The sequence below is a fragment of the Methylocystis heyeri genome (genome assembly GCF_004802635.2).
GTDB lineage: Bacteria > Pseudomonadota > Alphaproteobacteria > Rhizobiales > Beijerinckiaceae > Methylocystis > Methylocystis heyeri.
The window spans coordinates 3,842,279-3,854,807 of record NZ_CP046052.1; the positions used below are offsets into that span (position 1 = coordinate 3,842,279).

General features: G+C 65.7%; 10 protein-coding genes. 3 read left to right on the forward strand and 7 right to left on the reverse strand.

Annotated features, from left to right (window positions below; genetic code table 11):
- Window positions 1-167: 167 nt before the first annotated feature.
- The 4 genes from H2LOC_RS17235 to H2LOC_RS17250 all read right to left on the reverse strand — a co-directional run bounded on the left by H2LOC_RS17235 (window position 168) and on the right by H2LOC_RS17250 (window position 5,623).
- Window positions 168-1,190: a 5-oxoprolinase subunit C family protein gene (locus H2LOC_RS17235; RefSeq protein ID WP_136497459.1), complete on the reverse strand. Its 1,023-nt coding sequence runs from the start codon at window positions 1,188-1,190 to the stop codon at window positions 168-170.
- Window positions 1,187-1,975 (reverse strand): 5-oxoprolinase subunit B family protein, encoded by a 789-nt coding sequence (locus H2LOC_RS17240; protein WP_136497458.1) that lies wholly within the window; start codon window positions 1,973-1,975, stop codon window positions 1,187-1,189. Before H2LOC_RS17240 ends, H2LOC_RS17235 begins: the two co-directional genes overlap by 4 nt.
- Window positions 1,972-2,739, reverse strand: a complete 768-nt coding sequence (locus tag H2LOC_RS17245; protein WP_136497457.1) for a LamB/YcsF family protein — start codon at window positions 2,737-2,739, stop codon at window positions 1,972-1,974. Before H2LOC_RS17245 ends, H2LOC_RS17240 begins: the two co-directional genes overlap by 4 nt.
- Window positions 2,740-2,935: 196 nt before the next feature.
- The gene (locus H2LOC_RS17250) at window positions 2,936-5,623 is read right to left on the reverse strand and encodes a sensor histidine kinase (protein ID WP_136497456.1); all 2,688 of its coding nucleotides are present in this window, start codon (window positions 5,621-5,623) and stop codon (window positions 2,936-2,938) included.
- A 336-nt stretch (window positions 5,624-5,959) separates the two neighbouring features.
- On the opposite strand from H2LOC_RS17250, the gene H2LOC_RS17255 reads away from it, so the two are divergent.
- Window positions 5,960-6,319 carry a phasin gene (locus tag H2LOC_RS17255; protein WP_154331703.1) on the forward strand — a complete coding sequence of 120 codons (360 nt, stop codon included), beginning with the start codon at window positions 5,960-5,962 and terminating at the stop codon, window positions 6,317-6,319.
- 95 nt (window positions 6,320-6,414) lie between these two features.
- Window positions 6,415-6,933 carry a phasin family protein gene (locus H2LOC_RS17260; RefSeq protein ID WP_136497455.1) on the forward strand — a complete coding sequence of 173 codons (519 nt, stop codon included), beginning with the start codon at window positions 6,415-6,417 and terminating at the stop codon, window positions 6,931-6,933.
- Between the two features lie 14 nt (window positions 6,934-6,947).
- Here H2LOC_RS17260 and H2LOC_RS17265 read toward each other — a convergent pair whose 3' ends face one another.
- From H2LOC_RS17265 to H2LOC_RS17275, 3 genes are read right to left on the reverse strand one after another with little or no spacing between them, the layout of a single operon-like run.
- Window positions 6,948-7,790: a shikimate dehydrogenase gene (locus H2LOC_RS17265; protein WP_136497454.1), complete on the reverse strand. Its 843-nt coding sequence runs from the start codon at window positions 7,788-7,790 to the stop codon at window positions 6,948-6,950.
- Window positions 7,791-7,819: 29 nt separating this feature from the next.
- The gene (gene bioB, locus H2LOC_RS17270) at window positions 7,820-8,812 is read right to left on the reverse strand and encodes a biotin synthase BioB (protein ID WP_136497453.1); all 993 of its coding nucleotides are present in this window, start codon (window positions 8,810-8,812) and stop codon (window positions 7,820-7,822) included.
- Window positions 8,809-9,282 (reverse strand): PTS sugar transporter subunit IIA, encoded by a 474-nt coding sequence (locus tag H2LOC_RS17275; RefSeq protein WP_136497452.1) that lies wholly within the window; start codon window positions 9,280-9,282, stop codon window positions 8,809-8,811. The genes bioB and H2LOC_RS17275 overlap by 4 nt, the downstream gene beginning before the upstream one ends.
- Before the next feature lie 350 nt (window positions 9,283-9,632).
- Between H2LOC_RS17275 and ppc the strand changes: the two genes are divergently transcribed.
- Window positions 9,633-12,470 carry a phosphoenolpyruvate carboxylase gene (gene ppc / locus H2LOC_RS17280; protein WP_136497451.1) on the forward strand — a complete coding sequence of 946 codons (2,838 nt, stop codon included), beginning with the start codon at window positions 9,633-9,635 and terminating at the stop codon, window positions 12,468-12,470.
- The last annotated feature ends 59 nt before the right edge of the window (window positions 12,471-12,529 follow it).

A 12,529-nucleotide genomic window follows, 5' to 3' on the forward strand; every position in this document is an offset into this window, starting at 1 on the left:
GCTTTATCGCATAACAATTTTTAAGTTGCATAATTTAATGGAGAATAAACCGGAGGCTGCCGATTGTTCTGGATCGAACCGCTCGAGACGAAACCAGAAAACTTGGGTCTCAGAGTATAGTAGCGCTTGCCCGCGGAGCCGGTTCATGCAGAATATATTGAAATCACTTAATTTTGGTCTTTTGCGTCGACTACGCCGCCGATGAGATTCCGCGACAGCAGAAATTCGGAGGTCGGTTCTATTTGTTTTAGGGGCGCCAATTCGACGCCCGACAAAACCCTTTCGGCCCGGCGGCGGCGCGCCGCGACCGCCTGATCCCATGAGACGCTCTCGAACATGACGGGGTCTCCTGGACGCATTTGCGCCAGCGCATCCAAATCGGCGCCGATCACATGGGCGATCTTGGGATAGCCGCCGGTGGGCTGGCGGTCGGCCATGAGGATGAGCGGGGCGCCGTCGCCCGGTATTTGGATCGCGCCGAAGACGAGGCCGTCGGAGACGATGTCATGGCCCTTGAGATGCTTCAGCGCCGGCCCTTCGAGGCGATAGGCCATGCGGTCGCAGCGCGGGGAAATCCGCCATTCCGAGGATAAGAATTCCTCGATCGTCTCGCTGGAAAAGTAATCGTCCTGCGGTCCGAGCAAAACGCGGATTCTCGCTCGCGCAGGCTCCAGCCAGGGCGCCTCGATCGCCAGCGGGCGCCCCGGCGCCGGGCGGAGATTCTCTATCTCCAAAATGTCGCCCGCGCGCAGCATCCGGCCGTCCAGCCCCCCGATGGCTGCGCGGGAATGGGTGGCGAGCGATCCCAGCACGGGGGAAAGCGCGAAACGGCCGAACGGCGCGACATAACACCAGGCCCCCGCCTTGCCGGCGCGGATCGAGAGACGCGCGCCGGGTTCCAGAGCAATCGCGCAGGCGGCGGGCAGGGCCCGTCCGTCGAGCCTGAGATCGAAAGCCCCGCCGGCGATGGCGAGCCCGATCCCGCCGCCTTGCGTCGTAAGCTCCAGGCCGCCGAGGGAGGTCTCGATCGCTGCGCCATGGGCGTCGCCTGCCGCCGCGGCGGCGGCCAGAAACGCCCCTCGATCCATGGGGCCTGCGGGCGTCACCCCGAAGCGCATGAAGCCGCGCCTGCCGGCGTCCTGAATCGTCGCGCCGGGTCCCGCCGAGAGGATGCGAAGCGCGGCTTTCATGGCGTTTCTTCGCGCCGCGCGAGACTTTCGCCGCTGGCGGCGCGCGCGTCCAGCGCGCGGAACGCGTGAATGTCGACGGGTTCGAAGCGAATCGCGTCGCCGGGCTGGATCAGCGTCGGCGGATCGCGCTCCAGCGAGAACATCCGCTCCGGCGTGCGGCCGATCACATACCAGCCTGTCGGCATCGGGTTGGTCGCGACCAGAGACAGGCCGCCCCCGATCAGAACCGCGCCTTGCGGCGTCGGACCGCGCGGGGCGGCGCGGCGCGGCAGCGCCAGCTCTCTCGGCAGGCCGCCGAGATAGCACCAGCCGGGCGCAAAGCCGTACATGTAGACGCGATAGTCTGCGCCGGCATGGGTTGCTGCGAGCCGCTCGCAGGTCAGATCGAGTTTTTGCGCGGCGAGGGCGATGTCTTCGGCGAGTTCGGGATCGTAGCAGCAGGGCAGGCGCCAGCAGGCGCCCTTCGGGGAGGTTTCGGCCCGGCGGTTCGGCTCGGGCGTGTCTTCTTCATGCGAACCGGTCTCCGCTTTGCTCGAAAACCCTCCGGGGGCGAGGGTCTTCAGCATCGAGACGAGCTCTGCGCGCGAGACGACCAGGGGATCGTAAAGAACCATCAGCGAGCGGTAGGTCGGGATGGTTTCTTCGATCCCTCGTGGCGCGGCGTTTTGGAGAGCCGCTTCGAGGCATAAGACCCTGGCGTTGAGCGCCGGGTCGACGCTGTCGCCGAATTCCACCACCAGGGCCGCCTCGCCGGCGTCGAGAAAACGGGGCTGCGGGTAGGTCATGGCGGGGGCGAAAAGGCCCGGATGTTCCAGCCCGCAGCTTCGAGCGCGGCGCGCAGGCCCCCCGCCATTTCGACCGCCCGGGGCGTGTCGCCATGCACGCAGATCGAATCGATGGGCGTAGGGAGCAATCTCTCCCCTCTGGTTATGACCCCGCCTTCGGCCAGCATGCGCAGCGAGCGTTCGATCACCTTGTCCGTTTCATGGAGGACCGCCCCTTTTTGCGCGCGGGGCGCGAGCCGGCCGTCGCGCGTGTAGGCGCGGTCGGCGAAGATCTCATGGGCGACGCGCAGATTGGCCCGTTCGCCAGCGGCCACTTGCTCGCTCAGCGCTATGGCGAGCAGGATCAGGGAGGAATCGACCGTGGCGACGGCGCGGGCGATCGCTTCGGCGATTTCCCGATCGCGCTCGGCGAGATTGGCCAGCGCGCCATGCGCCTTCACGAATGCGATTCTATGCCCCGCATAGGCGGCGACGCCCTGAGCGGCCCCGAGCTGATAGGCGATGCAGCGTTCGATCTGAGGCGCAGACATGGAAATGACGCGGCGGCCGAAACCGGCGAGATCGGGAAAGGAGACATGCGCGCCGACCGCCACGCCGGCTTGCCCCGCCCTCGCGAAGCAATCGGTCATGATGTCGGGGTCGCCGGCGTGAAAACCGCACGCGATATTCGCGCTCGAGACGACCCGCAGCATGGCCGGATCGTCGCCCATGCGCCAGGCTCCGAAGCCTTCGCCGAGGTCTGCGTTGAGGTCGATGGTCGGCAAAGGCTCTCCTGCAATGCGCCGGATTTGGGAGCGCCTGTCGGCGCATAGAACATCTTCGGAAAAATAGACATGCAATTGCGATAAGAATGCGCTCAACCCCGAGGACCGGAGCCATTTCCTATCGGCCGGACGAATTCATGCCGCCGGAAAACGCTCCGGGGACGGCCGGAGCGCCGGATCATGAGCCGGGACGGACCTACTCGGCCGCGAGTCCTTGCGCGGTGGGAAAAGCCACCTCCACCAGAGTGCCTTCGTTCTTGCGGCTCTTGATGAGGAAGGAGGCGTGATTGGCTTCGATCAGCGCCTTGGTCACCGGCAGCCCGAGGCCGGTTCCCCAGTTCTTTCGGGACGTCTCCACCTGACGGAACGGCTCCAGCGCCAGCTGGATCTCGTCGTCGGACATTCCGATGCCGGTGTCCTTGACGCGGATCACGACATAACCTGCGTCGGTCAAGGCGCTGGAGACGATCACCTGGCCGCCCGCTTCGTTGAATTTCACGGCGTTGGAAAGAAGATTGAGCAGGATCTGGCGCAGCGAGCGCTCGTCGGCGCGGATGCGGGGCAATCTCGGAGCCAGCGACAGCCGCACCACCACGCGGTGCTGATTGGCTTGCGTCTGCATGATGGAGACGCATTCCGCGACGATCGCGTTGAGGTCCACTTCTTCGACGACGAGCTCCAGCTTCCCTGCCTCGATCTTGGAGAGATCGAGGAGATCGTTGACCAGACTGAGGACATGGACGCCCGATGTGTGTACGTCCTTGAGATATTCCTTGTAGCGTTCCGAGCCGATGGGGCCGAAGCGCTCCTCCATCATGACCTCGGCGAATCCGATGATGGCGTTGAGGGGCGTCCTGATTTCATGCGACACCCGCGCGAGAAACTCGGATTTGGCCGCATTGGCGCGTTCCGCCTCCTCCCGAGCCGCATCGGCTTCCGGGCTTGGTGCGAGCGGCTGTGCGCCGCTGGCCGCAAAACACAGAAAGCGCGCGGGATCGCCGAAGCCGAGCAATCTTATCGAGACGGGCCGCGATCCGGCGCTGAGCCTGTCGAAATCGCGCTGTTCGGTTCCGGAAGGCGCGCGCGAATCCGATGCCTCGCCGAACAGACCGGCGAGACGGAGCGCGTCTTCTCCGGTGAGATAGCGGACGAGTTTGTGATTCTCGCCGGCTCCCTTTTCGAGGCCGATCAGGTCGGCGAAGGCCGGATTGGCCCGCTCGATTTCCCCCTTGCGGTTCAAGACCGCGGCGGGCGCCGGACTGGCTGCGAAGGAGGCGGCGAGTTCCTCGTTTTTGAGTCGCAGATGCGAGAGTTCCGCCGCCTGGGTCCTCGCCAGGGCTCTGGCGGCGATCTCCTCCGCGCCGGGCGGCGTCGAGGCGAGATGGCGGCGGAAGCTGATCAGCGTGGCGGGCGTCCCTTCCCATTCCACGATCTGGAAATGGGCGTCGGTACCGAGGGTTTCGCCGTCCTGGGCGCGGATCTCCACCGCGCTGCAGGGCGCAGCCGACGTCAGGGATTGAGGGGCGCGGCCCAGAAAAAGGCGGGCCAGCCCGCCGTCGGCGGCGAGCGACTCCAGATTTTCATAGCCGAGATAATCGAGCAGGGTCCGATTGGCGTAAAGCGCCTCCGAGCCCCTGGCGATCAGGACGCCGACAGGCAATTTGTCGATCAGCGCCGCCGATCGGTCGGGCGGTTCGCCGGCGCCGGCAGGGGGCGCGACGCCCCCGATGGCCCGGCCGATCTGATCGATCAGCTCACGGGCGGGTCCCGGGGTCGCAGCGGCGGAAGCGCCCGAAAAATTGAGCGTCCGGGCTATTTCGTCGAAGGCGCTTTGCTCCTGGGCGGAAAGAGCCTGTCCGTTCCTCGAGCCCTCCCGGGGCTGTGAAGCGGGTCGCAGCGCCACGACATTCGGCGCAGGATGCGCGGCGTCGGGAGAGGAGTCGTCCGGCCCGGCGGCGATTCCGGCCGCTTCTTCGGCGGCGGTCCCGCTGTTTTGGGCCGGGCGTCCCGATGCGGGGGCGGGCCTTGCCCCCGGCGCGCAAAGGACCGCTTCGGAGAGCTTGATCACGCCGTAGCCCTGGAAGCCGACGAATCGCCTCGCGGCGTCGTGAATCGGAAGCGCGCCGAGGAGCGTCGGCGCCCTGGCGGGCGGGTCTTCGATCGGCCAATCCACCTCGACCCCGCTCCACGACTTTTCGGACGCGAGCGCAGCGGCGAAGTCGGCTCCGAGTCCCAGTTCTCGGGACAGCTCTCCGACCTCGCGGCCGAGAAGATCCGAATATTTCTGGCCCACGACGTCGGACAGCACGTGGGTGATGTCGACGAAGCGGCCCGCGGCGTCCGTCTTCCAGAGAAAACGCGGGGCGATGAGGCCGTGCCGATCGAGCAGGCGGGAGCGCGTGGAGGCCTCGACCCGCGGCGGCTCGAGGCGAGGCTGCTCGCCGTCAGCTGGTTCTTCCTCTTGGACGGGCTCGGGCTCCTGCGCCTTTGCCGGTTGCGGCGCGGGCGCCGAGGCCGCCCTCAGCCCGAGTGCGGCGAGAACCACGACCGCCTCCGCGCCCTCGCCGGACAGGCGGCGGCAGAGGATCGTCACCGTGCGAACCTGGTCGCGCAACGGGATGGGCAAACGCTCGAGACGCGGCGCCGCTCCATTTCGGACCCGTTCGACGATGTCCCGCAGCGGGCGCGCGTCGTCGCCCGGCTCGGCGAGCATGCGCTCGCCAGGGTCGTCGCCGAAGACCGCCTTCGCCGAGGCGTTGGCGTACACCGCCCGCAGCGGTTCTCCCGCCAGGGCGACGATCGGGGCGCCCGACGCCTCCAGGGCGGCGAATGCGGGGTCGGAGGCGATCACTGTCGCCGCATTGTCAGGCTCGTCCTCGGACATCTGGGACTCGCTCGCTCCTCCGCGGCCGGTCGGAATCCGCGGCTGCTCGTCGCAATCATTGTTCAGTTAACGACAGATTAATCCCTTGCCGCGGGATGGTCTACGCAATGCGAAGACTTTCCACGTAATTTGAACATTCATGATTAATGGCGCGGGGACGGCCGGCTCCTCGAAGGTCGCCGGGTCGCCGGTCCGAACAATCCATGTTGCAACGCACAATGGATTGGTTCATATTCGCTCGCGCCTGCGCTTGCGGCGCCTGCGCGGGCAAATTCAGCGGATGGCGCTTACCAGCTTCGCCGCAATCGGCTCAAACAAGTTCCAGGGAGAAACTTCATGGCGGGTTCAGCCTACCAGATTCCGAACGAAGTGCGCGATTTCGCGGAAAAGAGCGTGGAGCAGGCGCGCAAGGCGTTTGAAGGCTTTTCTGGAGCGGCGCAAAAAGCCATCGCTTCCGTCGACACCACGGCCCTGCCCTTCAGCGCGGGCGCCAAGGACGTCGGCCAGACGGCCCTTTCCTTGGCCGAGGCCAACGTCAAGGCCGCCTTCGATCTCGCCCAGAAGCTGGTGCAGGCGAAGGACGTGCAGGAGGTCATGCATCTGCAGTCCGAATATGTGAAGAACCAGTTTTCGGCGATCCAGGAGCAGACCAAGGAACTCGGCGTAGCCATTCAAAAGGCCGCCACGCCCAAATAAGCGGTCGCCGCACCGCCGATTCCCGCGGCCTTGGCGCTCGTCCCCGGCGCAAAGGCCGCTTCCTCCAGCCGCCCAGACAGACGGAGTCAGAGTTCATGACGACCCAGAAGCGAGAGGTAAGGAAGAAGTTCACCATCGCCCCCCAGCCGGCGGCGCCGGAATCGGGTGAAGGCGAGGCCGCCGCGACGATATCGGAGGCCGTCGCCTCCAGCCCGGAAACGGCCGGCGGCCTGGAAGCCGAGCTCAGCCCGGAAATCGTGGAGCTCATCGAGATCGTCGCCGAGGCGCCGGCGATCGCCGCCGCTCCCGAGGAGCTGTCGTCGCCGCTTTTTCCGGCTCCGACCGTCTATGTCGGGGAAACGGCGGGCAAGGCCGCCGGATTTTATGTCTGGGCGGAGATCTGGCCCAGCCGGACCTTCGACCTCTGGAACGAGAACGCCGCCGCCTGCTTTGAATTCGTCAGCGCTCTGAGCAAGGCGAAAACCGTGAGCGAGGTCGTCGCCCTGCAATCCAGCTTCTTTACCGATCGCCTGGGAGCTTATGCGCGGCTTTCCAGCGAGGCCGCCAAAGAAGTCGGCTCCGCCGCTCCGAAGGGCTTTCTCGCGTTCGGCTGAACGCGGGCCTGTCGTCAAAGGGTCGCTGCGACCAGCGAGCGCAGCGCCGGCGTCACATCGGGCATGACACCGAACCAGTCGCGAAACGCCGGTCGAGCCTGGTGCATCAGCATTCCGAGCCCGTCGACGGCGGTAAGTCCCTGCCGCCGGGCCGCGGCGAGGAGCGCAGTCTCCAAAGGCGCGTAAACGATATCCGCCACCATCGCCGAGGCCGGCGCGGCGGCGAGCGAAATCTCCAGAGGCGGTTGTCCGATCATGCCCAGGCTGGTCGTGTTGACCACGAGACCAATTCCGGCCAGTCCGGCGTCTCGCTGCGCCCATGGATGGGCCGTGACCCGCGGCCCGAAATCCGCAGCGAGGGCCTGTGCGCGTTCATCGGTGCGGTTGAACACCCGGATTTCGTTTGCGCCCGCGTCGATCAGGCCGGCGACCACCGCCCTCGCGCCGCCGCCCGCTCCGATCACTGCGCAAGGCGCGTCGCCCGCGCGCCATTGCGGCGAAGCGGCGCGCAAGGAAGCGACGAAGCCATATCCGTCGTAGTTCTTGCCCGTGAGCGAGCCGTCCGGCTCGACCACGACGCAGTTCACCGCGCCGATGCGCGCGGCCTCGGGCTCCACCTTGTCGAGAAGCGGCAGCGCCGCTTCCTTGTGCGGGATGGTGAGATTGCAGCCCAAAAATCCGAGCGCGGGTAGAGCCCGCAACGCCCGCTCGAGCCCGTCTGGCGCTATGGCGAGAGGGACATAGACGCCCTCGAGCCCATATTGCGCCAGCCAGTGGTTGTGAATCTTGGGAGAGCGCGAATGGCCGATCGGCCATCCCATGACTCCGGCGAGAAGAAAGCGACGATGAGGCGGCATCTTTCTTCCCTCCGCGATTTTTCGTTTCGTCAGTTCCGGCCCTGCGAGCAGCCCGACGCGCCCTTGCGTTCCGCGAGAGCCGAAAAGAGCGCGTCGTCCTCGGTCACGCCGGCGTTTCCGGTGGTGAGAAGCTTCTCGCCATAGAAAATGGAATTGGCGCCGGCGACGAGGCACAGGATCTGAGCCTCGCGGGAAAGGAAGGAGCGTCCTGCGGAAAGACGCACGCGCGATTTCGGCATTACGATCCGGGTCGCGGCGATCATGCGCACGAGATCGAGCGCGTCGACCGGCTCCTGTTGCGCGAGCGGCGTGCCTTCGACCGCGACCAGAGTGTTTATCGGAACGCTTTCGGGATGGGGGTCGAAGCTCGCGAGCGTCTGGAGCATGCCGGCGCGGTCCTTCACGCTTTCGCCCATGCCTATGATGCCGCCGCAGCACATCTCGATGCCGGCGCCGCGCACGGCTTTGAGCGTTTCCAGGCGATCCTGATAGCTGCGCGTGGAGATGATCTCGCCGTAGAACTCCGGTCCGGTGTCGAGATTGTGATTATAGGCCGTAAGTCCCGCCTCCACGAGCCGGTCCGCCTGGGAGCGGTTGAGCATCCCGAGAGTGACGCATGCCTCCATGCCGAGCTCGCGCACGCCGCGGACCATCTGCAGAACGGCGTCGAAACGCGCTCCCTCCGGCGCGGAGCGCCAGGCCGCGCCCATGCAGAAGCGGTCGGCGCCCGCTTCGCGCGCCGTCTTTGCGGCGCCGAGCACATCGTCGACGCTCATCAGCTCGACGCGGTCGAGCTTCACCTCGCGATGATGCGCGGACTGCGGACAATAGGAGCAGTCCTCGGGACAGCCGCCGGTCTTGATCGAGAGCAGTGCGGCCTTCTGCACGTCGTTGGGATCGAAATGACGGCGATGGACGGCGCTCGCGCGGGCGACCAGCTCCAGCAGCGGGGCGTCGTGGATGGCCACGATCTCCTCCACGGTCCAGTCGTGTCGCAGCGTGAAGTCGGCGGGGGCGTTCATTGTGCGCGGCCTTTTTTGAGCTTGGGGGCGCCGGCGTCCGGCTTCGTCTTCTCTCCAGCGTCCGACTTCCAGATTTCAAAGGCGGCCCAGAGCCCCAGGGCGACGTCGAAGCCGGCGTTGGCGAGAGCGAAGGGAGCGGCGGTGAAGGCGGCGCCCGTCCCGAGGTAATGGAAGGAAATCGCCCAGAAGGGATGAAGCAGCAGCCCGGCGACAGCGAACCAGGGCGAGGCGACGAAGGAGAGGCCGGCCAGCGATCCGTATATTGCGACGCCGGTCAGCTCTATGCCCGTCCATGTGCCGGGAGCGTCCGAGCGCATGGCGAAGCCGACATAGAGAAAAGAAACAGCGAGCAGGGCGTAGGCCGCGAAATGGAAGACTTTTTTGTGCGCCCAGCGGGCCAGCACGATGAGTCCGGCCGCAAAAGCGACGCCGAGGGCCGAGAAAAGGATGATTTCGTTAGCGTCATGCATGGTTGAACCGCTCGCCAGGCCTGCGCCCGTTCGTTGTGATCTTTCGCCGCTGCACGGTCTATAGGTCCAAGCGCCGCGGGGAACAAGGGCGGAAAAGAGTTCCCGCCCGGCCGCCCCAGGCGGGCGCCGGACCCCCGCCGCGCCGCGCCGCGAAAATGGCGGAACGCCCTCGCCTTGATTCGCACAAGCAATTGATGGCGGGCAATTTTCATCCGAACGCCGTTTGCGCTCCGACGAAAATCGCATGGGGTCCGGCGCCGTTGGAAAGCGATTGCGTCGCAAAGCCTGCTATGGGAGAGTTCCGGCGCTCTCCCCCTTTCAGGTTTCCAATACAAGGATTATCCCGCGCGATGCATGTCGAAGAGAACTCTCCGGCCTCTCCCGCTCCCGCAGCTGTGGTCCCGGCGCCCGCGGCCGAGCCGCATCGGCGCGCCGAGCCGCACAAGGGCGAGCGCGGCCTGCACGACGACATCCGGCTTCTCGGCCGACTTCTGGGCGAGACGGTGCGCGAGCATGAGGGGGACGAGGCTTTCGAGCGCATCGAAACGATAAGACGCCTGTCCGTCGCGGCGAGCCGTCACGGCGACGCGGAGGCGGATTGCAAGCTCGATCAGCTGCTCAGAGCGCTTTCCGCCAAGGAAGCGCTCGCCGTCATTCGCGCCTTCAGCTATTTCCTTCATCTCGGCAATATCGCCGAGGATCTTCATCCCCTGCAGCTTCGGGCGCGGGCGGAGGCCAGCGGCGACAGGTCGGGGCTGGCTTCGGAGCCCAGTCTCGCGCGGTCGTTCTCCCGTTTGCGCAAGGCCTCCATCGGCGCGGGGAGGATTGCGCAGGTCCTGTCCCGGGCCTGGATCTCGCCGGTGCTCACCGCCCATCCGACCGAGGTTCGCCGCAAAAGCCTGCTCGATGTGGAGCATGCGATCTTCGCGCTTCTGGAGCGGCGCGAGAATCTTCATTCCAAAGCGGATCTCGCGCAGAACGAAATGCAACTGCGGGCGCGCATTTCCCAGATGTGGCAGACCGAGCTCCTGCGTCAGTCGCGGCTGACCGTGCGCGATGAAATCGAGAACACGCTGAGCTATTACCGCGCCACCTTCCTGCGCGAGATCCCGCACATATACGCCGATATAGAACAAAGACTCGAGGGGCTGCGGGTGCCGCCTTTCCTGCGCATGGGCGCCTGGGTCGGCGGCGACCGCGACGGCAATCCCAACGTCACGGCGGATTCGCTCGAGACCGCCTTGCGCATGCAGGCGGACACGGCGCTTCGCTTTTATCTGACGGAAGTGCATCAGCTCGGGGCCGAGCTCTCCATTTCGCGCAAATATGCGGGAGCGACAAGGGCGCTCGAAGATCTTGCGGCGCGCTCGGGCGACGACAATCCCCATCGCGACGACGAGCCCTATCGGCGCGCCCTGATCGGGGTTTACTCCCGCCTCGCCGGCACGCTGGAGCTTCTGACCGGAGGGCAGGCCCAGCGCCACGCCCTCTCTCCCGGCGAGCCCTACGCCAACAGCTGGGCTTTCCTGGCCGATCTCGTGACGGTCGACGAATCGCTTCGCCTGCATCACAGCGAGGTGATCGCCTCGCAGCGGCTCGAGCCGCTGATCCGCGCCGTGGAGGTGTTCGGATTCCATCTTGCGACGGTGGATCTTCGCCAAAGCTCGGACCGCCATGAGGAAACCATCGCCGAGCTTTTGTCGCGCGCGCGGGTGTCGCCCGATTACGCGGCCCTTTCCGAGGCCGAGAAGCAGCAGCTGTTGATGCGGCTCCTCGCCGATCCGCGTCCCGTCGGGCTGGTGGGCCAGGAATATTCCGAAAACTGCGCCAGCGAACTGGCGATATTCGCCAAAGCGGCGCAGATGCGGAAGAAATTCGGCGACGAGTCGATCCGCCACTATATCGTCAGCCATACCGAGACCGTCAGCGATCTCCTGGAAGTGCTCCTTCTCCAGAAAGAGACCGGCATGATGCACGGCACGCTCGATCCGAGCGACGCCGGCGTGGCGTCGGCCGAGCTGATCATCGTGCCGCTGTTCGAAACCATCGAGGATCTGCGCAACGCCGCCCCGATCATGCGGGAGTTCTATGCGCTGCCGGGCGTCGCCCGGCTGGTCGCAAATTCCGGCGCCTGCCAGGACATCATGCTGGGCTATTCCGACAGCAACAAGGACGGCGGCATATTCACCAGCATCTGGGAGCTCTATCGCGCGTCGACCGCGCTGGCCGAGTTCTTTTCGGGCCTGCCCAACATCACGATGCGCCTTTTCCACGGGCGCGGCGGCACGGTCGGGCGCGGCGGCGGCCCGAGCTACGACGCCATCCTCGCGCAGTCGCCGGGAACCGTCAAAGGCCAGATCCGCCTCACCGAGCAGGGCGAAGTCATCGCCGCCAAATACGCCAACCCCCAGATCGGCCGCACCCAACTCGAACTCCTCGTGGCCGCCACGCTGGAAGCCACCCTGTTGTCCGATCTGCAGGCGCCTGAGCCCGATTTCCTCTCGGCGGCGGAAAAGCTCTCGCAGAGCGGCATGGCGGCCTATCGGCGCATGGTCTACGAGACCCCCGGCTTCGTCGATTACTACTTCGGCTCCACCCCCATTTCGGAGATCGCGTCCCTCAACATCGGCTCCCGGCCGGCGTCGCGCAAACCGTCCCGCCGCATCGAGGACTTGCGCGCCATCCCCTGGAGCTTCTCATGGGGCCAGGCGCGACTGGCCCTGCCGGGTTGGTTCGGCTTCGGCTCCGCGATCTCCGATTTCCTCCGCGAGGACAGAAACGAACGCCTGAAACTGCTGCGCCGCATGAACCAGGAGTGGCCGTTCTTTCGCGTGATGCTGTCCAACATCGACATGATCCTGTCGAAGACCGATCTTTCGATCGCGCGTCATTACGCCGGACTGGCTCCGGATCAGGATCGCGCCAGGGAGATCTTCGCCGAGATCGAACGGGAGTACAACCGCGCCATCGAGGCTCTGGAGGCGATCACCGGCGCGAGCGAGAGACTCGCCGACAATCCGGGGCTTGCGCATTCGTTGAAGCTGCGGGTGCCTTATATCACTCCGCTGAGCTATCTGCAGATGGAGCTCATTCGGCGCTGGCGATCGGGAAAGACCGGCGACGACATTCGCCAGGGCATCTTGATGTCCATCAACGGCGTCGCCGCGGGCCTGCGCAACACCGGGTGAGAATCCGGCTCGTCATTAATGAGACCGTAAAATGAAGACTTTACGGATGTCGCGCCGTT

Coding starts and splice junctions, on each gene's coding strand:
- H2LOC_RS17235 (WP_136497459.1), bottom strand. CDS start 1,190: ATGAAAGCCGCGCTTCGCATCCTCTCGGCGGGACCCGGCGCGACGATT.
- H2LOC_RS17240 (WP_136497458.1), bottom strand. CDS start 1,975: ATGACCTACCCGCAGCCCCGTTTTCTCGACGCCGGCGAGGCGGCCCTG.
- H2LOC_RS17250 (WP_136497456.1), bottom strand. CDS start 5,623: ATGTCCGAGGACGAGCCTGACAATGCGGCGACAGTGATCGCCTCCGAC.
- H2LOC_RS17255 (WP_154331703.1), top strand. CDS start 5,960: ATGGCGGGTTCAGCCTACCAGATTCCGAACGAAGTGCGCGATTTCGCG.
- H2LOC_RS17260 (WP_136497455.1), top strand. CDS start 6,415: ATGACGACCCAGAAGCGAGAGGTAAGGAAGAAGTTCACCATCGCCCCC.
- H2LOC_RS17265 (WP_136497454.1), bottom strand. CDS start 7,790: ATGCCGCCTCATCGTCGCTTTCTTCTCGCCGGAGTCATGGGATGGCCG.
- bioB (WP_136497453.1), bottom strand. CDS start 8,812: ATGAACGCCCCCGCCGACTTCACGCTGCGACACGACTGGACCGTGGAG.
- H2LOC_RS17275 (WP_136497452.1), bottom strand. CDS start 9,282: ATGCATGACGCTAACGAAATCATCCTTTTCTCGGCCCTCGGCGTCGCT.
- ppc (WP_136497451.1), top strand. CDS start 9,633: ATGCATGTCGAAGAGAACTCTCCGGCCTCTCCCGCTCCCGCAGCTGTG.